Source organism: Escherichia sp. E2748 (assembly GCF_005781125.1).
Taxonomy (GTDB): Bacteria; Pseudomonadota; Gammaproteobacteria; order Enterobacterales; family Enterobacteriaceae; genus Escherichia.
Map to the genome: position 1 here is coordinate 116082 of NZ_VATP01000008.1, position 23481 is coordinate 139562.

The 23481-nt window shown below is 47.9% G+C and carries 18 protein-coding genes and 1 pseudogene; 16 read left to right on the plus strand and 3 right to left on the minus strand.

Annotation, left to right across the window (positions count from 1 at the left end):
* Positions 1 to 16: 16 nt before the first annotated feature.
* The 11 genes and pseudogenes from glgP to FEK42_RS09735 all read left to right on the plus strand — a co-directional run bounded on the left by glgP (position 17) and on the right by FEK42_RS09735 (position 12308).
* A complete protein-coding gene (gene glgP, locus FEK42_RS09685) occupies positions 17 to 2464 on the plus strand; it encodes a glycogen phosphorylase (RefSeq protein ID WP_130209035.1) in 2448 nt (815 codons plus the stop codon).
* A 482-nt stretch (positions 2465 to 2946) separates the two neighbouring features.
* Positions 2947 to 3651, plus strand: coding sequence for a fimbrial protein (locus tag FEK42_RS09690; RefSeq protein ID WP_130209033.1), 705 nt, complete (start codon positions 2947 to 2949; stop codon positions 3649 to 3651).
* A 120-nt stretch (positions 3652 to 3771) separates the two neighbouring features.
* Positions 3772 to 4524 (plus strand): fimbria/pilus periplasmic chaperone, encoded by a 753-nt coding sequence (locus FEK42_RS09695; RefSeq protein ID WP_135559220.1) that lies wholly within the window; start codon positions 3772 to 3774, stop codon positions 4522 to 4524.
* Positions 4525 to 4565: 41 nt separating this feature from the next.
* A complete protein-coding gene (locus FEK42_RS09700; protein ID WP_167852533.1) occupies positions 4566 to 7157 on the plus strand; it encodes a fimbrial biogenesis usher protein in 2592 nt (863 codons plus the stop codon).
* On the plus strand, positions 7157 to 7720 hold the full coding sequence (locus FEK42_RS09705; protein WP_135490445.1) for a fimbrial protein: 564 nt from the start codon (positions 7157 to 7159) through the stop codon (positions 7718 to 7720). The genes FEK42_RS09700 and FEK42_RS09705 overlap by 1 nt, the downstream gene beginning before the upstream one ends.
* 7 nt (positions 7721 to 7727) lie before the next feature.
* Positions 7728 to 8252 carry a fimbrial protein gene (locus FEK42_RS09710; protein WP_135493061.1) on the plus strand — a complete coding sequence of 175 codons (525 nt, stop codon included), beginning with the start codon at positions 7728 to 7730 and terminating at the stop codon, positions 8250 to 8252.
* Positions 8218 to 8994: a molecular chaperone gene (locus FEK42_RS09715; protein ID WP_135493060.1), complete on the plus strand. Its 777-nt coding sequence runs from the start codon at positions 8218 to 8220 to the stop codon at positions 8992 to 8994. The genes FEK42_RS09710 and FEK42_RS09715 overlap by 35 nt, the downstream gene beginning before the upstream one ends.
* Before the next feature lie 13 nt (positions 8995 to 9007).
* Complete coding sequence (locus FEK42_RS09720) at positions 9008 to 10138, plus strand: fimbrial protein (protein ID WP_171020822.1); 1131 nt, start codon at positions 9008 to 9010, stop codon at positions 10136 to 10138.
* A 130-nt stretch (positions 10139 to 10268) separates the two neighbouring features.
* A complete protein-coding gene (locus FEK42_RS09725; RefSeq protein ID WP_135495242.1) occupies positions 10269 to 11246 on the plus strand; it encodes a PstS family phosphate ABC transporter substrate-binding protein in 978 nt (325 codons plus the stop codon).
* Between the two features lie 104 nt (positions 11247 to 11350).
* Positions 11351 to 11706: pseudogene (locus FEK42_RS09730) on the plus strand (hypothetical protein).
* A 2-nt stretch (positions 11707 to 11708) separates the two neighbouring features.
* The gene (locus tag FEK42_RS09735; protein WP_130258709.1) at positions 11709 to 12308 is read left to right on the plus strand and encodes a hypothetical protein; all 600 of its coding nucleotides are present in this window, start codon (positions 11709 to 11711) and stop codon (positions 12306 to 12308) included.
* Positions 12309 to 12540: 232 nt separating this feature from the next.
* Here the strand turns inward: FEK42_RS09735 and glpD are convergent, their stop codons facing one another.
* Complete coding sequence (glpD, locus tag FEK42_RS09740) at positions 12541 to 14046, minus strand: glycerol-3-phosphate dehydrogenase (protein WP_135493059.1); 1506 nt, start codon at positions 14044 to 14046, stop codon at positions 12541 to 12543.
* Positions 14047 to 14235: 189 nt separating this feature from the next.
* On the opposite strand from glpD, the gene glpE reads away from it, so the two are divergent.
* The 3 genes from glpE to FEK42_RS09755 are packed head-to-tail and all read left to right on the plus strand — an operon-like array spanning position 14236 to position 16212.
* Positions 14236 to 14562, plus strand: a complete 327-nt coding sequence (glpE, locus tag FEK42_RS09745; protein WP_130221378.1) for a thiosulfate sulfurtransferase GlpE — start codon at positions 14236 to 14238, stop codon at positions 14560 to 14562.
* Positions 14563 to 14606: 44 nt separating this feature from the next.
* The gene (glpG, locus tag FEK42_RS09750) at positions 14607 to 15437 is read left to right on the plus strand and encodes a rhomboid family intramembrane serine protease GlpG (RefSeq protein ID WP_130221379.1); all 831 of its coding nucleotides are present in this window, start codon (positions 14607 to 14609) and stop codon (positions 15435 to 15437) included.
* A 16-nt stretch (positions 15438 to 15453) separates the two neighbouring features.
* Positions 15454 to 16212: a DeoR/GlpR family transcriptional regulator gene (locus FEK42_RS09755; RefSeq protein WP_130209015.1), complete on the plus strand. Its 759-nt coding sequence runs from the start codon at positions 15454 to 15456 to the stop codon at positions 16210 to 16212.
* Here FEK42_RS09755 and rtcR read toward each other — a convergent pair.
* Positions 16194 to 17792 carry a DNA-binding transcriptional regulator RtcR gene (gene rtcR / locus FEK42_RS09760; protein ID WP_135493058.1) on the minus strand — a complete coding sequence of 533 codons (1599 nt, stop codon included), beginning with the start codon at positions 17790 to 17792 and terminating at the stop codon, positions 16194 to 16196. The two genes, FEK42_RS09755 and rtcR, sit on opposite strands and share 19 nt — an antisense overlap.
* A gap of 186 nt (positions 17793 to 17978) precedes the next feature.
* On the opposite strand from rtcR, the gene rtcB reads away from it, so the two are divergent.
* Together rtcB and rtcA are read left to right on the plus strand one after the other, a co-directional pair.
* The gene (gene rtcB / locus FEK42_RS09765) at positions 17979 to 19205 is read left to right on the plus strand and encodes an RNA-splicing ligase RtcB (protein ID WP_135490439.1); all 1227 of its coding nucleotides are present in this window, start codon (positions 17979 to 17981) and stop codon (positions 19203 to 19205) included.
* A 3-nt stretch (positions 19206 to 19208) separates the two neighbouring features.
* A complete protein-coding gene (gene rtcA / locus FEK42_RS09770; RefSeq protein WP_135493138.1) occupies positions 19209 to 20225 on the plus strand; it encodes an RNA 3'-terminal phosphate cyclase in 1017 nt (338 codons plus the stop codon).
* Between the two features lie 42 nt (positions 20226 to 20267).
* Here the strand turns inward: rtcA and malT are convergent, their stop codons facing one another.
* Positions 20268 to 22973 carry an HTH-type transcriptional regulator MalT gene (gene malT / locus FEK42_RS09775; RefSeq protein WP_135493057.1) on the minus strand — a complete coding sequence of 902 codons (2706 nt, stop codon included), beginning with the start codon at positions 22971 to 22973 and terminating at the stop codon, positions 20268 to 20270.
* Positions 22974 to 23481: the final 508 nt, after the last annotated feature.

A 23481-nucleotide genomic window follows, 5' to 3' on the forward strand; every position in this document is an offset into this window, starting at 1 on the left:
TTCAGGAAACGCCTATATGAATGCTCCGTTTACATATTCATCGCCCACGCTTAGCGTAGAAGCTCTTAAGCACTCTATCGCTTATAAGCTGATGTTTACGATTGGCAAGGATCCTGTCGTTGCCAATAAACATGAATGGCTGAACGCAACGTTATTTGCTGTGCGCGATCGTCTCGTGGAGCGCTGGTTACGCTCGAATCGTGCCCAGCTGTCGCAAGAAACTCGTCAGGTTTACTATCTGTCGATGGAGTTTTTGATCGGTCGTACTCTCTCCAACGCCATGCTGTCGTTAGGTATTTATGACGATGTCCAGGGAGCGCTGGAGTCGATGGGATTGAATCTCGAAGAGTTGATTGATGAGGAAAATGACCCTGGCCTCGGTAACGGCGGTCTGGGGCGTCTGGCGGCCTGCTTCCTGGATTCTCTGGCGACTTTAGGGTTACCAGGTCGCGGCTACGGTATTCGTTACGACTACGGCATGTTCAAGCAGAACATCGTTAACGGCAGCCAGAAAGAGTCACCGGACTACTGGCTGGAGTACGGCAACCCGTGGGAATTTAAACGACACAATACGCGCTACAAAGTGCGTTTTGGCGGACGTATTCAGCAAGAAGGCAAGAAAACTCGCTGGATTGAAACTGAAGAAATTCTGGCCGTTGCTTATGACCAGATAATCCCCGGCTATGACACTGACGCAACTAATACCCTGCGTTTATGGAGCGCACAAGCCAGTAGCGAAATTAACCTGGGTAAATTCAATCAGGGTGACTACTTCGCGGCGGTGGAAGACAAAAACCACTCCGAGAACGTATCTCGCGTACTGTACCCGGACGACTCCACTTATTCCGGGCGTGAACTGCGTCTGCGTCAGGAATACTTCCTGGTTTCCTCGACCATTCAGGACATTTTAAGCCGCCATTATCAGCTGCATAAAACCTACGATAATCTGGCAGATAAAATCGCGATTCATCTCAATGACACCCATCCGGTGCTGTCGATTCCTGAATTGATGCGTCTGCTGATTGACGAGCATAAATTCAGCTGGGATGACGCTTTTGAAGTGTGTTGCGAGGTCTTCTCTTACACTAACCACACGCTGATGAGCGAGGCGCTGGAAACCTGGCCGGTAGATATGCTGGGTAAAATTCTGCCGCGTCACTTGCAGATAATCTTTGAAATCAACGACTATTTCCTGAAAACCTTGCAAGAGCAGTATCCGAACGACACTGACCTGCTGGGACGGGCGTCAATCATTGATGAATCCAACGGGCGTCGTGTGCGGATGGCCTGGCTGGCGGTTGTCGTGAGTCATAAAGTCAACGGTGTTTCGGAGTTGCACTCTAACCTGATGGTGCAGTCACTGTTTGCTGATTTTGCGAAAATCTTCCCGGGTCGTTTCACCAACGTTACCAACGGTGTGACGCCGCGTCGCTGGCTGGCAGTAGCAAACCCATCGCTTTCAGCCGTGCTGGACGAACACCTGGGCCGTAACTGGCGCACCGACCTTAGCCAGCTGAGCGAGCTGCAACAGCACTGTGATTTCCCGATGGTCAACCATGCGGTGCATCAGGCGAAGCTGGATAACAAAAAACGTCTGGCCGAGTACATCGCCCAGCAGTTGAATGTGGTGGTGAATCCGAAGGCGCTGTTTGATGTGCAGATCAAACGTATTCACGAATACAAACGTCAATTGATGAATGTGTTGCACGTTATCACTCGTTATAACCGTATCAAGGCCGATCCGGATGCTAATTGGGTGCCGCGCGTGAATATTTTTGGCGGCAAGGCCGCTTCGGCTTATTACATGGCGAAGCACATTATCCATTTGATCAACGATGTTGCTAAAGTGATCAACAACGATCCGCAGATTGGCGACAAGCTGAAAGTGGTGTTTATTCCGAACTACAGCGTTAGTCTGGCGCAGTTGATCATTCCGGCGGCCGATCTGTCTGAACAGATTTCACTGGCGGGGACGGAAGCCTCCGGCACCAGTAACATGAAGTTTGCTCTTAACGGCGCGCTGACTATCGGTACGCTGGACGGCGCGAACGTCGAGATGCTGGATCATGTCGGTGATGACAATATCTTTATCTTTGGTAACACTGCGGAAGAGGTGGAAGAACTGCGTCGTCAGGGTTACAAACCGCGTGAATACTACGAGAAAGATGAAGAGCTGCATCAGGTGCTGACGCAAATCGGCAGCGGCGTGTTCAGCCCTGAAGACCCAGGCCGTTACCGCGATCTGGTTGATTCGCTGATCAACTTTGGCGACCACTATCAGGTGCTGGCGGATTATCGCAGCTATGTCGATTGTCAGGATAAAGTCGACGAACTCTACGAGCGTCAGGAAGAGTGGACTGCAAAAGCGATGCTGAACATCGCCAATATGGGCTACTTCTCTTCAGACCGTACGATAAAAGAGTACGCCGATCATATCTGGCATATTGATCCAGTGAGATTGTAAGTTCGTAAAGTGATAACTGCCGTGTGTTCCCTTAAAGCTACCGTTAATGGGCACACGGCATTTTTATATCAGATAAACAAAATATCATGAAAATTTACATATGCTATCAATATATAATTAATATTTGTTATTTATTAATAAGGTACCTCATCAGGGAATGTTCCATATAACGAACATTATAAATAAATAATAAATCATTTGTCGTGTTTATATATTTACTCACTTCTCAGTTCTTCTTTCTAAAATAAACTCCTTTGTTTTCAAATGACTGTATTTTTATATAAAGTCAATTATTGCGAGCATTGATTCTTTTAGTTACATTACCAAGCAGCTCATATAATATTTTCCAGCCATTCTATCTCTTAATTTTTCTGGGATTAACCACACCAGCTTTATTCATTTAAATAATGTGATTTGTTAAAGCTGAATGTAAAAATAATCGCCAATATTGCTTGGATTTTTTAACAAAAGGAAAGGTATAAATGAAATTCAATCTATCTAATTTATCCGTAGTTTTACTCGCATCAGGTATGCTGATGTCAACTGCGGTAACTGCAGCGCCAGGCGATGCATCACAATTTGGTGGTGCGGATACAGACTGGAGCACCGTTGATTATCCAAAACTCACCGATATGGATAGCAACACCGATGCGATGGGCGGAAACATCCGCTTTACTGGTCGTGTGGTTAAAGCGACGTGTAAGGTTGCTACAGAATCGAAACAGATTGAAGTGGTACTGCCAGTCGTACCTTCTAACGCTTTCACGGGCATTGATACCGAAGCAACGGGTGCCAGTAACCAGACTGACTTCAACATTAAACTGACCGACTGCAGCAATACAGACAGTCAAAACATTGAATTTCGTTTTACTGGCGTAGCAGACAGTGCCAACCAGACGCTTGCCAATGAAGTTGAAGGGGCCGCTGATGCTGATAGTACTGGCGAAGCAGGTGCAACAGGTGTAGGGATTCGTATTTATTCTAAAAACACTACAGCTGATGGTCTGATTAAACTGAATACACAAACTCCTCAGGGGAGTAGTTCTTCGGCAGCTTACGTGATTCCTGGCGATGCAGCCAAACATGATTATACTGCCGCATTTACCGCGGGCTATGCGCAGAACGGTAGTACCGTTGCACCAGGTCTGGTGAAAGCTACGGCAAGTTTCGTTGTGCTGTACGAATAATTACAGCAAGATAATTTCAGGTTACAGTTAATTGTAGCCTGAAATTAATATTACGTGTTTATTTATAATAAATAGACACGTATCAGCAATTACAATTAATTTCATCTACAAGGATGCAGTATGAGATGGATTTCAAAAAATAAATGTTTAGCCAATAGAAATATAAATTCTTTGCTGAAGACTCAATATGCCATAAGGGCAGCGGCTCTATTTTTGCTGTCCGCCATATCTGTCAACGCTATGGCTGCGGGTGGTTTCGGTCTTGGTTCTACGCGTCTGGTTTATCCATCTGACAGTCAGCAAATTACGTTAAGTGTACAGAATGGTGGGGCTAACACCAGCTATTTAATCCAGTCATGGATTGATGACAATCAAAGCAGTAAAAAAAGTCAGGATTTTGTGGTTACGCCTCCTTTATTTATGTTGCCAACCCGAAAAGAGGCATCATTGAGGATAATGTTTATTGGCAAATCGCAGTTACCGACTGATCGCGAAACATTATTCTGGATGAATGTGAAAGCGATTCCGCCAACGGATGAGAAGAATACCCAGAAAAACACGTTACAACTGGCGTTACAAAACAGAATTAAATTATTTTACCGTCCGACTAATTTACCCGTTCAAGCTGGTAAAGCACGGGATATGTTGCGATTTAAATACGAAGCTAAAAAGCTGAGAGTCATTAACCCTTCTCCCTATTATCTGACGGTGACAGGAATCAGGGTGCAAGGGGCAAAATTACCCAATGCGTTTGTTCCCCCGAAAAGTGACATCACAGTTTCTTCTCCGGTGACGTTAGCGGGCGAAATTACTTATCAAACTATCAATGATTACGGTGCCACAACGGCCAGGCAAAAGGGAACGATGCAATAAACCTGGAAGATTAAAACGTTAAAGCAACTCAGGTCAGGGATATGAACCTAAAGCTCAGAAAACTCGAACACTGGATGGCAAGGAAAAAGCAGATGGGGCTGTGTATACCGCTTCTCCTGACACTTTTGCCTACGTGTTCAGTGGCGGGTATGCGCTTTAATCCTGCATTCCTGTCGGGTGATACAGAAGCTGTTGCTGATTTATCTCGTTTTGAGAAAGGGATGACGTATCTGCCAGGTAGCTATGAGGTTGAAATATGGGTCAATGATTCGCCTTTGGCATCACGTAAGGTTACTTTCAAAGCTGATGAGCAGAATCAGTTGATTCCCTGTTTTTCGCTTGATGAGTTAGTTACTTTAGGAATTAACAAAAGTGCATTGCCGGAGCAGGCGCAAGCAGAGGGAAATCATTGTCTCGATTTACGTATATGGTTTGCTGAAGTTCAATATACTCCTGAACTGGATGCGCAACGACTCAAACTGACCTTCCCGCAGGCAATATTAAAGCATGAAGCACGTGGTTATATCCCACCTGAGGAATGGGATAATGGTATCCCGGCTGTTCTTATTAATTATGACTTTTCTGGTAACAGCGATCGTGGAGACTATGCGTCTGATAGTTATTATTTAAATCTTCGTTCAGGTTTAAATTTAGGGGCGTGGCGTTTTCGTGATTATTCTACATGGAGTCGTTCAGGTAATTCTCCGGGTAAAATTGCACATGTGAGTAGTACGTTACAACGGGTAATTATTCCGTTCAAAAGTGAATTAACACTGGGTGATACCTGGTCTTCATCAGATGTTTTCGACAGCGTGAGTATTCGTGGTGCTAAACTTGAGTCCGATGAAAACATGCTGCCGGATAGCCAAAGTGGCTTTGCTCCTACTGTGCGCGGCATTGCTAAGAGTAATGCTCAGGTAACGATTAAACAAAACGGTTATGTTATTTATCAGACCTATACTCCCCCTGGGCCTTTTGAAATCAACGATCTGAACCCTACGTCTTCCGCAGGGGATTTGGAAGTTACGATCAAAGAGTCTGATAATTCCGAAACTGTCTATACTATTCCTTACGCCGCTGTGCCCATCCTTCAACGCGAAGGACATATAAAATATTCTGCGACGGCCGGTAAATATCGTAGTAATAGCTATAATCAAAATAATCCGAATATCTTTCAAGGCGATGTGATTTGGGGGTTACCCTGGGATATTACCGCCTATGGAGGGATACAATACTCTGATAATTATCGGGCAATAGCACTCGGGCTTGGGTTCAACCTTGGTATGTTTGGTGCGACCTCATTTGATTTGACGCAAGCCAATAGCACACTTGCTGATGGCAGTAAACATCAAGGGCAATCGTACCGTTTTCTATACTCAAAATCGTTAGTGCAAACAGGTACAGCTTTTCAGATTATTGGTTATCGCTACTCGACGGAGGGATTTTATTCGTTGAGTGATACCACATACAAACAAATGTCGGGTACGGTTATCGATCCAGATACCCTTAATGAAAAAGACTATGTTTATAACTGGAATGATTTTTATAATTTACGTTATAACAAAAGAGGAAAGTTTCAGGCAAATATATCTCAACCATTGGGCGAATATGGCTCTATGTATTTGGCAGCGAGTCAACAAACTTATTGGAATACGAATAATAAAGATACCTTATACCAGGTTGGCTATAATACGAGTGTGCATGGGGTTTATTTAAATATTGCTTATAATTACAGCAAATCACCAGGTTCAGATGCGGACAGAATCTTATCCGTCAATATATCATTGCCGATCAGCAATTGGTTATCACCAGCAGTCGATGGACGCACTGCGACAAATTCTATGACAGCGACCTATGGTTACAGTCAAGATAATAGCGGTCATGTGAATCAGTATGCTGGAGTATCTGGCTCACTGCTGGAAGAACATAATCTCAACTATAATATTCAACAAAATTTTGCCAATCAGAATAATACCGGAAATGGCTCGGTAGGTTTAAATTACCGCGGTACTTATGGTTCACTAAATTCCGGATACAGCTACGATAATAATGGTAACCAGCAATTTAACTATGGTTTAAGTGGTGCCATGGTTGTTCACGAAAATGGTATCACGCTAAGTCAGCCGTTAGGTGAAACAAATATACTGATAAAAGCACCTGGGGCAAACAATGTAAATGTGGAGCGCGGAACGGGGGTTAAAACAGACTGGCGTGGCTATGCTGTCGTACCTTATGCCACGGAATATCGGCGTAATAATATCTCTTTAGACCCTATGTCTATGAACATGCATACAGAATTAGATGCCACTAGCATGGAAGTGATACCCAGTAAAGGCGCTTTAGTTCGCGCTGAGTTTAATGCCCATGTCGGTATTCGTGCTTTATTTAATTTGAGCTATCGTAATAAACCAGTTCCATTTGGTGCGACGGCCAGTGTACCCACTGAGGGAACCACTCAGATTACAGGAATAGTGGGTGACAGTGGGCAGGTTTATCTCTCCGGTTTGCCTTTGCAAGGCATAATAAATATACAGTGGGGAGAAAGTTCTTATCAGCAATGTCAGGCAAGCTATCAATTACCGGAAAGTGAGCTAGATAATGCTATTAGCTATGCAAATCTGGAGTGCCGCTGATGAATATATTACAGCAATTTATTCTATTAATTTTCACTTCATTATCCATGATGGTGGTTTCATATAATGCACTGGCTAACGATACCGTAGTGGTCACATTTACAGGCCAGTTATTAGCAAAAACGTGTGATATTACAGCTGGAAGTAAAGACCAGCCAGTAAACATGGGAACTTATGACGTCAATGATTTTTTAAATGTGGGAGATGTTTCTGGTAGCCGTACATTTACAATAAATCTGGAAGGGTGTCCAACGACAACCAGCACTGTTTATAGTTCAGGAGTTAGTGCTAATGTGCGGTTTAGCGGGGATACAGATGCTATCAATACCACCTTATTACGCCTTACTTCCAGTGCAGATAGTGCAACTGGAGTGGGCGTCGAAATTTTAGATAGCAATGATAAAATTATAGCAATTAATGGTGAGTCAGGCTTCCGGGAATTAGTTTTAGATAATAATGGTGATGCCAGTTTGGCCTTTAAACTCCGCTATAAGTCAACTCAGCAAAACGTACATGCGGGGCAGGCGAATGCACTGTTGTACTTTGATATAGACTATCAGTGAGGATAATATGACGCGCTATTGGAATTTAATTGCTCTGTTATTCTCTGTGATATCCATGTCATCCATTGCTGATGATACAACGCATACAGGTGTTGTACGCATCGAAGGAATAATAACGGCAAAGACTTGTATTGTTGCCGATGAGTCTAAAAATTTCACGGTTAACATGCCTGATGTTCCCAGTTATAGGGTTAAAAATTCAGGAGATATCACTGAAAAAATTGACTTCTCTATAAAATTAACCCGATGTGGCAGTGATGTCAGTAATGCCAATATCAAATTTGATGGAGCATCTGTGAGTGAAGATACCACTCTGTATAAACTGGAAGAGGGATCTGTTGAGGGGTTAGCACTGGCTATTTATGATAACAACAAACAAAGTATTAGTAATGGTATAAAAAGTACCAGTTATGCCCTTACGCCATTGGTAGATAATACATTGCATTTCTTTGCTGCTTATAAAGCGATAAAAAATGATGTCCAACCAGGAGATGCGAATGCATCAGTTTCCTTTATCGTCACTTATGATTAATGTGCTGATATGCTTTTTAATCTGTTGCGTAAATGCGCAAGCAGGGGTTGTCGTTGGCGGTACCCGTTTTGTTTACCCAGAAAAGCAGTCATCAATTTCGGTCGAGCTTAAAAATACTGCCAGTAAAGATATGCTGGTTAAAATTTCCGTGACACCTGATGATGGACGTCAGTTAAATGGGACAGTAGAATCTCAGCCTTTACTTCCAGATAAGGCATTTATTGCTACGCCACCATTATTGGTACTTAAACAAGATAAAAATACCAAAATAAGAATTAATCGCGTAGATGGTCAGTTACCTACAGATCGTGAGAGTTTATTTATACTGAATGTTGCTGCGTTACCTGCTCAGGAACAAGACTCACAACTTAAGCACGAAAATCAACTCCATGTAGCTGTACGCAACCGGATGAAAATATTTTATCGCCCGGAGGCGTTATCAGGTAATCCACTTAACGCTTATCAGCAGTTACGCTGGTCGCGAAGCCATGAGGCTGTCACTGTTTTTAATCCTACACCCTGGTATGTGACACTCTATAATTTATCTATTGATGGTAAAAACATAAATAGTGGCATGGTCGCACCATTTAGCCATCGTCAACAGAATTGGTGTCAGGGGCAAGGATATTGCGAGATTAACTGGCAGACGTTGGATCTTTACAATAATGCTTTACCTGTATGGAGTGTGAAATTAAATGTTTTGCAAAATAATGCTATGGGTACAGCAGCGATACATGGATAACTGGAGAGGCATGATGTTTACTTGTTTTTGGGGAAATGTAAAAGCAATTTTTATATTTTCTATTCTTTTAATCAGTAATTTCTATAACATTGTGTATGCTGAAGATATGGGACGTGATCGCGCTTTTTGTTATCCTGGTTCTCCTGGTAATAACAGTACGCCAGCAGTATTTTCTTATAATTTTGGTACTATTACTGTCTCTGATGTCAATAATAACTCTCCTGGAACGGTATTACCAACGCAGAACTGGAAAATAGGGCGTTATAAGGCATATTGCAATTCTCTTGATGATTATGAAGTTTATTTTTCCGGTGTGTCTGGCATTGACCCATCGGGAGCATCTGGTGATCATCAGGGGAGCGATATATTTATTCCTCTGACTCATGAAATATCTGTCTCGACACATATAAAACTCTATAATAAAAATGGCACAATGACAGATAAAACAGTACCTTTTGATAACTATAGCACCAATTATCCAGCAGACAGAAGTAAACCATCTGATTGGACCTCAGGAACAGAGGGATATATAAAAATCAGACTGGATAAAAAAATAATATCCGATGTCTCAATAAATAGTGTGCTACTAGTTTCTTTGTACGTTAGCCAGTTCCCAACTGAACATGGCCCCGTTCCTGTATTTAATGCTTATATTGGCAACTTAAATATTGAGGTTCCACAAGGCTGCACAATTAATGAGGGCACCAGTTTTACCGTTAATATGCCTGATGTCTGGGCTAGTGAGTTAAGTCGGGCTGGCGCTGGAGTGAAGCCAACAGGTATTTCTCCAGTTGCAACCACTATTCCGATCAATTGCACGAACAAAGATATTGATGCCGTAATGACGCTGGTTTTTGATGGAAATATTTCATCAACGAGAGATGTTAACGGTCGGCAAAGTATTCTTCAGGCGGAGGATAACCCAGACGTTGGCATTATGATTATGGATAGCCAACAGGAGTCCGTAGATTTGAACGCTCTTGCTACTCATGTTGGAGTACCATTTAAGTTAATAGAAAACCGGGCAGCATCCGCTCAGACGGCAGACGTGACTTTTCTGTCTCTCCCCGTCAGTACCACAGGGCGACTACCTGCCGCGGGGCGTTATAACGCCCTGGCTGTTTTACGGGTGGAATATCAGTGATATGTGAGTCAGTGCAGAAACGGATTAGCCCGCTTTTAGCCATCGGTAGGGCAGAGCCTGGTGGAAGATGTGGGATATGTGCCGATGTATCCAACAATGAAATAAAATTCGATGCAAAGGAATCAGCGCGATGAATAAATTCACAGGCGTTTTACTGTTAGGTGCAGTATTACTGGCGGGATGCGCCGACCGGGAAGCCTACTATAACAGTGTCAGGGAAGAAGAGAGTCGGGGACTGACTTCTCTGCGGGGAGAACCTGAATTACGTTACAGCGATGATTGGTCAAGATGGCCGAGAGTGTACGGTGCAACAGCTTTATACCCGCTGTATGCTTCTGCATATTATGAATTAGTACCGGAGCCGAAAGATGCGGATCAAACTTCGCTGGCCTGGCAGGCGTATGGTTTACAGCAAACCCGAACAGCGGAAGCCTACGATAGTCTGATTAAAGGTACTGCGACAGTTATTTTTGTCGCGCAACCTTCTGAAGGACAGAAAAAACGTGCAGAAGAAGCGGGAGTTAAGCTGAAATATACCGCGTTTGCCCGCGAAGCCTTTGTCTTTATCGTTGATATCAAAAACCCGGTTAATTCGCTTAGCGAACAGCAGGTCAAAGACATTTTTAGCGGTAAAGTGAGTCGCTGGAATAAAGTAGGCGGTGGTGACGACCGCATAAAAGTCTGGCAGCGGCCAGAAGATTCTGGAAGCCAAACGGTTATGAAGGGACTGGTTATGCAAGACACTCCAATGCTGCCAGCCAAAAAATCCACTGTTATTGATCTTATGGGCGGTTTAATTACCGAAGTCGCCGACTATCAAAACACACCATCTTCCATTGGATACACCTTCCACTATTACGTCACACGTATGAATGACAATATGCTCAAAATGCGCAAACAGATCAAACTGCTGGCTATAAACGGTGTTGCGCCTACAGAGGAAAATATCCGTAACGGCACTTATCCGTACATAATTGATGCTTATATGGTGACGCGTGAAAACCCCACGCCGGAGACGCAGAAGTTCGTCGACTGGTTTTTAAGCCCGCAGGGGCAGCAATTGGTAGAAGATGTGGGCTATGTGCCGCTGTATAAAACGCAACCTTAAAGCAGGAGAAATAATATGGATACTACTATTATTCGCCTGAACGCGGCGAATGCTCGTTTTGTTTATCAACCGTTTACACGCGACCAGCGGGCGAGGGGATAATTATGCAACCCAGCCCCGCCATGCAGGCATTAATTGAGCAGATATATCACACCTTTCACCGTTATCCAGTGCCGAAGCAATGTGTGGTTTGTTGTGAATATTGCCTGAGTCAGCAGGAACAAATAGTAGCTTTGAGCAGGATGATGACGATAAAGCTATTACCGCCCAAATCAATACCTGGGCTGACAACAAGCAATCCATCCTGAAAGAACGCGCGCGGCAATCGATTGAAAACCCGCTTAAACAGCCTGAACAGGGCACACGATATCAGGTCTGGGAAGATGACTGGATGGTTGATGAGTGTTTATGCGCGATGTATGACGCATCATCCGAATCATCCGAATCATCAGGACAATAAAGATGAATAAAATCAGACTTTATATTCCCCCGCTAATTCTCGGCTTTATTATTGTACCGTTGTTGATATGGCCGACGGTAGTTGCGCTGGCTGCTTCTGTTATAACGCTGAGTTTTCTGGGGGAGATACTGTTCTCTATCCCGCTCATGATCAGGCGTATTTCATTTCTGGAATTACAACTTTGGTTATCGGTCGAATATGCGCTTTTCTTCTGTGTAATGTGCTGCGTCGGTTGGCAATTTGCTCGCAGAACTCAATCTGAATTGAAAAGCAGACTCCATTGTTGGCTGGTATTCGCACCAGTTTATTTCTGGTTGCTCCTGTGGAATATCATTTTTTATGTCGCGCCAGCGCAAATTGCGTTGCTGGAAAATATGCGCAGTTTCTTTCTGACAGTCGTCTGGCTCCCACTGAATTTTTCGCCATTTTGGTCCCAACCGTGGACTGGCTTTGTCGGCCCGATAAGTGCACAGCTTGGTTTTGCGTTGGGATATTATTGCCAGTGGCGTAGCAAAAATAGAAGCCAGAGGAAGAAGTGGGGCGAGTGGGTAATGTGTCTGAGTTTTGTTACGTTGGGTATGATGGCGTGGGCTTTGCGGTAATTCCCTGAATCAAAAAGTAGGTTAGTTTGAAATTTGACCTCAGATTGTTGACAAAGTGCGCTTTGCTCATGCCGGATGCGGCGTGAACGCCTTATTCGGCCTACAAAATCGTGCAAATTCAATGTATTGCATAAATCACGTAGGCCTGATAAGCGTAGCGCATCAGGCAGGTTTTTTGTTTATCATCAGTCTCAGGTCAGATTGAAATCTGACCTGGCCACCTTACGTTAGTTTACGACGCCAGCGACAACTTCTGCTGCGTATACTCCACCAGCCACTGACTCACACGAGATTGTTGTTCTGCATTCAGCCACATGCCTTGTTTCGTGCGACGCCACAGGGCATCGTCGGCGCGACGGACCCATTCGTGATCCACCAGGTATTTCAGTTCCGCTTCGTAGAACTCATGACCGAAATCTTCCCCGAGGTCGCTTATCGCCCCTGCATTGCCGAGCAGCAGCTCGCTGTTGCTGCCGTAAGTGCGTGCGTAATGACGCGCCAGCGATTCCGTAATGAATGGATAGCGGCGGCGCAGGCGGGCGGCGTAGTCATCGCGGTCGCCTTCAATGGCACCACCCGGCAGCACGCTCTCTTTCGTCCATGCCGGGCCAATGCCCTGATAATACGGCGTTAGTTTTTCCAGCGCGTGTTCCGCCAGTTTGCGGTAGGTGGTCAGCTTACCGCCAAATACCGACAGCAGCGGTGCTTTGCCGTTTTCATCATGAATATCAAGGGTGTAATCACGGGTAATGGCCTGCGGCGAATCGGACTCGTCATCACACAGTGGGCGCACGCCGGAGTAGGTCCAGACGATATCGTCCCGGCTTAACTGCTTTTTAAAGTGCGTGTTATACACTTTCAGCAGGTAATTGATTTCACTCTCTTCAATCTTCACTGCTTTTGGATCGCCTTTGTACTCTACATCGGTAGTGCCGATGATGGAAAACTCGTCCATCCACGGGATCACAAAGACAATACGTTTATCTTCGTTTTGCAGAATGTAGGCTTGTTTTTGGGTATGCACGCGCGGCACCACAATATGGCTGCCTTTGATCAGGCGAATGCCATAAGGCGAGGGCAAATGCATGCCGTCGTCGAAGAACTGTTTCACCCACGGGCCAGTGGCGTTAACCAGGCCGCGCGCCTGCCATGTATATTTTTTGCCAGTATCGATATCTTCCGCTTCCACAATCCACAGGCCGTTTTCGCGGCGAGCAGAAGTGGCACGAGTACGAGTAAGCACTTCACCGCCTTTACGCACCACCATCTGGGCGTTGGCGAGTACCAGACGGGCGTCGTCAACCCAACAGTCGGAATATTCGAATCCGCGCTTAATTTCCGGTTTTAACACTGAATTTTCGCCAAAACGCAAACCGGTTGATCCCGGCAGGCTGGTGCGTTTACCTAGATGATCGTACATAAACAGACCAATCCGAATCATCCACGCCGGGCGCAGATGCGGACGATGCGGCAGGCGAAAACGCATCGGGAAGGCGATATGCGGCGCCATTTTCAGTAGCACTTCACGTTCGGCCAGCGCCTCGCTGACCAGTCGGAATTCATAGTGCTCAAGGTAGCGCAGGCCACCGTGAATGAGTTTTGAACTGGCGGAGGAGGTCGCGCAAGCGAGATCCTGGGCTTCCAGCATCAGCACGGATAAACCGCGTCCAGCGGCGTCTGCCGCGATACCAGCACCATTGATGCCGCCACCTATCACAATCAGATCTTTGGTTTCCATGCTGCCCTCATTCACTTTCGTTAAAGCTCATAAATGTTCGTTATCGAACATATTAGCAAAGAATCGCGCTTTGGGTAACATTGAAAAAACATTTTAGAGTGATATGTATAACATTATGGCGTTTATCTGCCGCTTCGACGTAAACTGTGCGGTAAATTTGCCCACTTGTTTGTAAAGAAAGAGAGACGCATGGATCAGTTCGAATGTATTAACGTTGCCGACGCGCACCAGAAGTTGCAGGAAAAAGAGGCGGTGCTGGTCGATATTCGCGATCCACAGAGTTTCGCAATGGGGCATGCGGCGCAGGCTTTCCATTTGACTAACGACACACTGGGCGCGTTTATGCGTGATAACGACTTCGATACGCCGGTGATGGTGATGTGTTACCACGGTAATAGCAGCAAAGGCGCGGCGCAGTATCTGCTGCAACAGGGCTACGATGTGGTCTATAGCATTGATGGCGGTTTTGAAGCCTGGCAACGTCAGTTTCCCACAGAGGTGGCGTACGGCGCGTAAGGCTTTATACTGTCCCCTTTTGTGTGGAATAAGCGACAGCAACAATGTTGATGATTACCTCTTTTGCTAACCCCCGCGTGGCGCAGGCGTTTGTCGATTACATGGCGACGCAGGGTGTTATCCTCACGATTCAACAACATAATCAAAGCGATGTCTGGCTGGCGGATGAATCCCAGGCTGAACGTGTGCGGGCGGAGCTGGCGCGTTTTCTCGAAAACCCGGCTGATCCGCGTTATCTCGCTGCCAGCTGGCAGGCGGGCCATACCGGCAGTGGCCTGCATTATCGCCGTTATCCTTTCTTTGCTGCCTTGCGTGAACGTGCAGGTCCGGTAACCTGGGTGATGATGATCGCCTGCGTGCTGGTGTTTATCGCCATGCAAATCCTTGGCGATCAGGACGTGATGCTATGGTTGGCCTGGCCATTCGATCCGACGCTGAAATTTGAGTTCTGGCGCTACTTCACCCATGCGTTAATGCATTTCTCACTAATGCATATCCTCTTTAACTTGCTCTGGTGGTGGTATCTCGGCGGTGCGGTGGAAAAACGCCTCGGTAGCGGTAAGCTAATTGTCATTACTCTCATTAGCGCCCTGTTAAGTGGCTATGTGCAGCAAAAATTCAGCGGGCCGTGGTTTGGCGGGCTTTCTGGCGTGGTGTATGCGCTGATGGGCTACGTCTGGCTACGTGGCGAACGCGATCCGCAAAGTGGCATTTACCTGCAACGTGGGTTAATCATCTTCGCGCTGATCTGGATTGTCGCCGGATGGTTTGATTTGTTTGGGATGTCGATGGCGAACGGAGCACACATCGCCGGGTTAGCCGTGGGTTTAGCGATGGCTTTTGTTGATTCGCTCAATGCGCGAAAACGAAAATAATTCCAGGGATTTATAAATGAAACAAACACAACGTCACAACGGTATTATCGAACTGGTTAAACAGCAGGGTTATGTCAGCACCGAAGAGCTGGTAGAACATTTCTCCGTCAGCCCGCAGACTATTCGCCGCGACCTCAACGAGCTGGCAGAGCAAAACCTGATCCTGCGCCATCATGGCGGTGCGGCGCTGCCTTCCAGTTCGGTTAACACGCCGTGGCACGATCGCAAGGCCACCCAGACCGAAGAAAAAGAGCGCATCGCCCGTAAAGTGGCGGAGCAAATCCCCAACGGCTCGACGCTTTTTATCGATATTGGCACCACGCCGGAAGCGGTGGCGCACGCGTTGCTCAATCACAGCAATTTGCGCATTGTCACCAACAACCTCAACGTTGCTAACACGTTGATGGTAAAAGAAGATTTTCGCATCATTCTCGCCGGAGGCGAATTACGCAGCCGCGATGGCGGGATCATTGGCGAAGCGACGCTCGATTTTATCTCTCAGTTCCGTCTGGACTTTGGCATTCTGGGGATCAGCGGCATCGATAGCGACGGCTCGCTGCTGGAGTTCGATTACCACGAAGTTCGCACCAAACGCGCCATTATTGAGAACTCGCGTCACGTTATGCTGGTTGTCGATCACTCGAAATTTGGCCGTAACGCGATGGTCAATATGGGCAGCATCAACATGGTTGATGCCGTCTACACCGACGCCCCGCCGCCAGCGGGCGTGATGCAGGTGCTGACGGACCATCATATTCAACTGGAGCTGTGCTGATCCTGCACGGCTTCCCACGTCAGACCAAAACGCGCCAGGTATTTGCGTAGCCGATCCGCGTCGTTGACGCTGGCTTTGCCCTGGCGCGAAACATCAAAAAGCAGGCGTCCGGCAGCAGAAAGCGACTTTGCCTGGCGGCAGATGACTATAACGTGTTCCAGTTGCATACGGTCGAAGAGATCGATGTTTTCCGCTTCAGCGCCCAACAGTTGCGTAAGCGCGGAGGGGCGACTCTCCTGCCAGTTATAGCGCAGACGGTTTATCTCATCTTCCACTACGTCCAGAGTAATGCGTCCGCTAGTAGCAAAGGTAGCCATCCGCGTGACGCTGGCAGAAAGTTCGCGAAAGTTACCGCGCCATGTTGCCTGGGGAGATGTCGCAAAGGCGAGCCAGGCGCGCCGCGCTTCGGTGTTAAAACGCACGCTGTCGCCAGTGAGTGAGGCGTGGCGCTCCACTTCATAATCAAGGTTCGGTTCAATATCTTCCTGGCGCTGGCGTAGACCCGGCAGGGTGAAGGTCCAGAGATTGATCCGCGCGTACAGATCTTCGCGAAATTTGCCTTCGGCAACCAGCTGGCGCAAATCGCGCACCGTTCCGGCGATAAGCTGAAAGTCGCTACTCACCTGGCGATCGCTGCCAAACGGATAAAAGGATTTCTCTTCAATGGCTTTCAGCAGCATTGCCTGTTCGTCTGCGCCCAGTTCGCCAATCTCATCAAGAAACAACATTCCACCGTTGGCGCTGCGTAATAATCCTTCACGAGATTCCCGCGCCCCGGTAAACGCGCCTTTTACATGACCAAACAGCGTCGACATGGCGGTATCGCCGCGCAGGGTGGCGCAGTTCACTTCCACAAACGCGCCGCTAAACTGATGCCGCGCCTGTTTTAGCTCGAAGATGCGTCGCGCCAGAAATGACTTACCTGCACCGGTCGGGCCATTAAGCAGAATTGGCGCGCGGGATTTAATCGCCACTTTTTCAATCTGCTCAATCATGCGGTTGAAGTGGGGGTTACGCGTGGCAATGCCGGACTTAAGAAAATCAAGCGTTTGCTGGCGTTCCTCGGCAAAGCGGCTGGCGATGGCGTTATAACGGCTTAAATCGAGATCGATAATCGTTACCGCGCCTGGACTATCGGGCTGCTCTTTTTTGCGCGGAGGCGAGGTCTGCGCCAGCCGGGCGGGTAGATAACGCGCTTCCGCCAGCAGAAACCAGCAAATCTGCGCGACGTGGGTACCGGTGGTGATGTGAATTAAATAGTCTTCTTTATCAGGGTGAAACGCGTAGCCACGGGCGAAATCATGCAGGCAGGCGTAAACTTCTTCGAAATCCCACGGGTTATGCAGTTCAATCTCAACGCCCATTACTTCTGTTTCTGGCGAAACGCTGGCGATATCGCGTTTAAGCGTTTCAAACAGCGAGCGCGAGCGGGCGTCGTGCAACAATTCCAGTCGATCGATGACCAACAATTCTTGCTGGCATAAACAGAGCGTCGGACGCCATTTTGACCAGCGCTGACTGCCGCGCCCGGCATAATCCAGCACCGTGCCGACAAAACCAAAAGCCACTGTTTTACGCATCTTAGATATCCTTATAAAAGACGATATTTCATTATCGGTAAATTGGCTTTGCGGAAAATCTCCGTTTACGGACGTAAAGATATAATCTATTTAAAAACAATGAATTAAAAAATTAACCTGCATATTTAATTTTCTGGCACGACGGTTGCAATTATCAGGACATACCAACGAAAAGAGAAAAACAAAATGAATTACGAATTACTGACCACTGAAAATGCCCCGGTAAAAATGTGGACCAAAGGCGTGCCGATAGAAGCCGATGCGCGTCAGCAACTTATTAATACGGCGAAGATGCCTTTTATTTTCAAACATATTGCGGTAATGCCTGATGTACACCTGGGTAAAGGTTCCACCATTGGTAGCGTTATCCCGACCAAAGGGGCGATTATTCCGGCGGCGGTGGGCGTGGATATCGGCTGTGGAATGAACGCGCTGCGTACCGCGTTAACGGCGGCAGACCTGCCTGAAAACCTGGCGGAGCTGCGTCAGGCGATTGAAACTGCCGTACCGCACGGGCGTTCCAATAATCGTAGCCGTCGTGATAAAGGCGCATGGGAAAATCCGCCTGTTAACGTCGATGCTAAATGGGCTGAGCTTGAAGCCGGTTATCAGTGGTTAACACAAAAATATCCGCGTTTCCTCAATACCAATAATTATAAACACCTGGGAACGCTGGGAACGGGTAACCACTTTATTGAAATCTGCCTTGATGAGTCGGATCAGGTGTGGATTATGCTGCACTCCGGTTCACGCGGAATTGGTAACGCCATCGGAACTTATTTTATCGATCTGGCGCAAAAAGAGATGCAGGACCAGCTTGAAACGCTGCCATCGCGTGACCTGGCGTACTTTATGGAATGTACGGAATACTTTGATGATTACCTGAAAGCCGTGGCCTGGGCGCAACTTTTTGCCAGCCTTAACCGCGATGCGATGATGGAAAACGTGGTAACGGCGTTGCAGAGCGTTACGCAGAAAACGGTAAGACAGCCACAAACGCTGGCGATGGAAGAGATCAACTGTCACCACAACTATGTGCAAAAAGAACAGCACTTTGGCGAAGAGATCTATGTGACGCGTAAAGGGGCGGTGTCTGCGCGTGTCGGACAGTACGGAATTATTCCCGGTTCGATGGGGGCGAAAAGCTTTATCGTCCGTGGTCTGGGAAATGAAGAGTCATTCTGCTCGTGCAGCCACGGTGCCGGACGGGTAATGAGCCGTACTAAAGCGAAAAAACTGTTCAGCGTGGAAGATCAAATTCGTGCCACCGCGCATGTGGAATGCCGTAAAGATGCCGAAGTGATCGACGAAATCCCGATGGCGTATAAAGATATTGATGCGGTGATGGCGGCACAAAGCGATCTGGTGGAAGTTATCTATACCCTGCGTCAGGTGGTGTGCGTAAAAGGATAAATGATGAAAAGGATGATTGCGCTGGATGGCGCACAGGGCGAAGGCGGCGGGCAGATCCTGCGCTCGGCGCTGAGCCTGTCGATGATAACCGGCAAGCCATTTACCATCACCGGCATTCGTGCCGGACGGGCGAAACCGGGGCTGTTGCGCCAGCATCTGACGGCGGTAAAGGCGGCGACGGAAATTTGCGGAGCAACGGTGGAAGGCGCGGAGCTGGGGTCGCAGCGCCTGGTCTTCCGGCCCGGTAACGTGCGTGGCGGCGATTATCGCTTTGCTATCGGTAGCGCCGGAAGTTGTACGCTGGTGCTGCAAACGGTGCTGCCCGCGCTGTGGTTTGCCGATGGGCCTTCGCGTGTTGAAGTGAGCGGCGGCACCGATAACCCGTCGGCCCCGCCTGCGGATTTTATGCGCCGGGTGCTGGAGCCGCTGCTGGCGAAAATAGGAATTCATCAGCAAACCACACTATTACGCCACGGTTTTTATCCTGCCGGAGGCGGGGTGGTGGCAACGGAAGTCGCGCCCGTGACATCGTTTAACACCTTGCTACTTGTCGAGCGCGGAAACATTACGCGGATGCGTGGTGAGGTGTTACTGGCTGGCGTGCCGAGGCATGTCGCTGAACGTGAAATCGCTACGCTGGCGGGGAGTTTTTCCCTGCATGAGCAGAATATTCATAACCTGCCGCGCGACCAGGGGCCGGGTAATACCGTCTCGCTTGAAGTCGAAAGTGAAAATATTACCGAACGCTTTTTCGTCGTCGGTGAAAAGCGCGTCAGCGCCGAAGTGGTCGCGGCACAACTGATAAAAGAGGTGAAGCGCTACCTGGCAAGCACGGCGGCGGTGGGGGAATATCTTGCTGACCAGCTAGTGTTGCCAATGGCGCTGGCGGGCGCGGGACAATTTACGGTCGCCCATCCCTCATGCCATCTGCTGACCAATATTGCGGTGGTGGAGCGTTTCTTGCCCGTGCGGTTCAGTCTGATAGAAACAGACGGCGTAACGCGAGTGAGCGTTGAATGATGCAGAGATGTCAGCCGGATCTGGCGCGTTATCCGGCTTAATTCACACTCCATAGCCCATCATCTTCAGCAGTTTCTGCGCGTGTTGTACCGCAGCCTGGCGGTGGGCGACGCCGAGTTTTTGGTACAGATTGCGGATATGCGTCTTGATAGTGGTCGCCGCGACTTCCAGCTCGCCCGCAATTTGCTCGTTGCTGTAGCCGGAGTAAATCAGCCCCAGTACCTGCCATTCACGTTGCGTCAGCGGGCTGGTGCGGATTAGTTCTGGCACTTCCGGATGATTTAGCAGACGTTCAACGAAACTCTCATCGAAATGAGCGAATTTATGTCGATGATGTTGATTGATTTCCCGCAGAATACGCTGTGCGCGGTGCTGTTCCAGTTCCGGCAGCGTATTGAGTTGAATCAGCTGACGTAACTGCTGCGCCATCGCTTCGCCTTCAATAACAAAATGACTGATAAATCCAGTGCGGTTTGCCAGTTTTAAAGCATCCAGCAACACACGCTGGGCGTCGCTTTTACGCCCGGCTTGCCAGTACAACTGATTGAGTAAAAGCAGGTTACGGTTGAGGTCGCTCATCAACCGCAGACTACGGGCGTTTTCGTTCAGTTCTTCGAGGACTATTTCCGCCGGTTCAAACTCTCCCAGCAAGATTTGTGCGCGGGCAATGTTGCGCCATTGACCTTGCAGGAAGTGATTGTTCGCAAACTCTGGTTTCGCAGTATGGCTCAGCCAGTTGGCGGCAGCCGCTTTATCTCCGGTCATTTGCCAGTAAATCACCCGGACTTTGTTGGCGTTAGAGATCCAGTCGCTGTGATATTTGCCATTCCCCAGCAGGTTTTCCAGACGGTTTAGCTGGCTACGGGCGTTATCTAAATCGCCACGGGCCAGCGAGCATTGGATCAACATTGCCAGGCACTGAAGCTGTTGCTGCGGCTGATAAGACGACAAGACTTCAATCCCGCTTCGTGCCGAGGCTTCGGCTTCATCCAGCCGCGCCCAGGCCCATAGCAGCTGTGCACGGATGCGCACCAGAAACTCATGCATCGGCAACTGTTCCAGATGCTGCTCGTTTATCAACTGGAACGCTTTTTCCTGTGTTTCCCATGCAGTTTGCAGGAACCCTTGGGCAAACAGAATTTCACTTTGCTGGATTAAACTCCACAAGGCGTAGTGCCAGACATCGTGCTGACGTGCCATTTGTTCGGTTTGCTGCATTAACGCCAGTGAACGGGTCAATTCACCTTTGCAGTGCAACACTTCGCCAAGCACGGAGGTTGCCACAATGCGGCTGTAGAACCAGCCCGGAGGCAGTTCTTCCAGTGCCAGTTTTGCCAGCCGTTCAGCTTCATCCGGATTGCCGTCGTTAATCGCCACCTGGGCGCGCAAAGCGTTAAATTCTGCGTGCATGGTGCCTTCTCTGATGTCCTTGATCTCATGCTCGGCACGTGCAAGCAGGGTGTTCACTTCACCATAGCGATGTTGGCTTTGCATCAGCCACGCCTGCAACAACACCAGCTGTGGGTTTTCCAGCAGGCTGTCCCACGGCAGGGCGTTGAGCGACTCTTCCAGCAATGACAGTTCGCTATGGTTGAACAAACTCCAGGCGTGATTAAGCAGAATATCGCGCAGCATCAGCGCGTCGCCCGCGGCCAGCGCATGATGAATAGCTTCGCTGGGAAAACCTTGCACCATCCAGCTTTCTGCAGCGGCACGATGAATTTCCGGCAGTTCCGCCGCCAGTTCCCACTGGCAGCGCTGGCGCAGGAAGTTGCCAAACAACGGGTGATAGCAGAACCACTCGCCGGTATCATCCATCCGTTGCAAAAACAGTCCCTGACGCTCAATTTCTTCGAGGCGCATTTGCCCGTTGTCTTCACCGGTCACGCGGGTGATTAGCGTATCGTTCATCGATCGCAAAATGGCACTTTTCAGCAGGAAATGACGTGTTGCCAGATCAACGTTATCTAACACTTCATCGACCAGATAATCAGAAAGATGGCTGGCATTAATGCCCGCCAGGCGACGTGCGGATTTGTGCGCAGAGTGGGTATTCTGTCGGACGGAGAGGGCGATTAATTGTAAAGCCGTTGCCCAACCAGAAACGTCATCGCAAATCCGGCTACTTTCAGCGGCTTCAATGGGCGAAGACAGACGGCAATCAAAAAACTGCTTGGCTTCCTGGTGGGTAAACGCCAGTTGCTGGCTGCCAATTTCCAGCAGTTGGTCACGTACACGCAAATTGGCAATACCCAGTTGCGGAAGATTGCGCGACAAAACTACCAGGGTCAGATTTTCCGGTTGATGACGAATAAAGAAGCGCATTGACTCGTGAATCACTGGGTTAGTGATCAGATGATAATCGTCAATAACCAGGTAGAGCGGCTGGTGCCACTCTGCCAGTTCGATAAACAGTTGGGCAAAAAGTGAGGATAGACTGGCATATTGCCGCTTTTGCGCCATCACTTCACTGGCGGGGCAATGCCCGTTGGTGGCCTGTTGAATTGCGGCAATCAGGTAGCTGGCGAAACGTTCTTGCTGGTTATCGCCGTCATCCAGCGAGTACCAGCCCAAATCGTTTTTGCCTGCCGCCCATTGGGATATGAGTGTGGTCTTTCCGTAGCCCGCAGGACTTGTGATCAGCACCAGCCTGAAGTTGTTCGCGCCGGAAAGTTTAGCCAGCAGGCGCTCACGAACCACGGTATGGTCGAGTCGAACCGGACGACTTAATTTTGACGGAATCAGCATAGTTAATCACTTCACTGTGGAAATTGAGGAAATATTATTTTTTTTGCGCTTCGTAATTAATGGTTATAAGGTCGGCCAGAAATCTGTGCAATGCAAGCGATGACGGTTTTTTATGTGTCTGAATTTGCACTCTGTCACAATTCAAAACCTTTATTAATGTTTCATCTTAAAACTACGCTGATCCAGCGTAGATACTGGATCTTATGGTGTTTTCTCGTGGTTCAATAGTGTTATTAAAGCAATGATGCTTCCTTAATTCATGATGAAAGGTCTATCTAAAAAGATGATCTTAATAAATCTATTAAGAATGAGATGAATCACGATTGGTATTTCATTGCTGAAACTATTTCGCTGCTTTACTTAATTTATAGAGTGGCTTTCCGCTTTTTGATAATACGCGACGCCCTTTCTTACTGTTAATCGTCGGTTTTTTTGCGCTCTTTGGCACTGGGCCGATGCTTTTGCAGTTGATTGCACTACCTTTAAGTGTTCGCGATCACATTTTCTT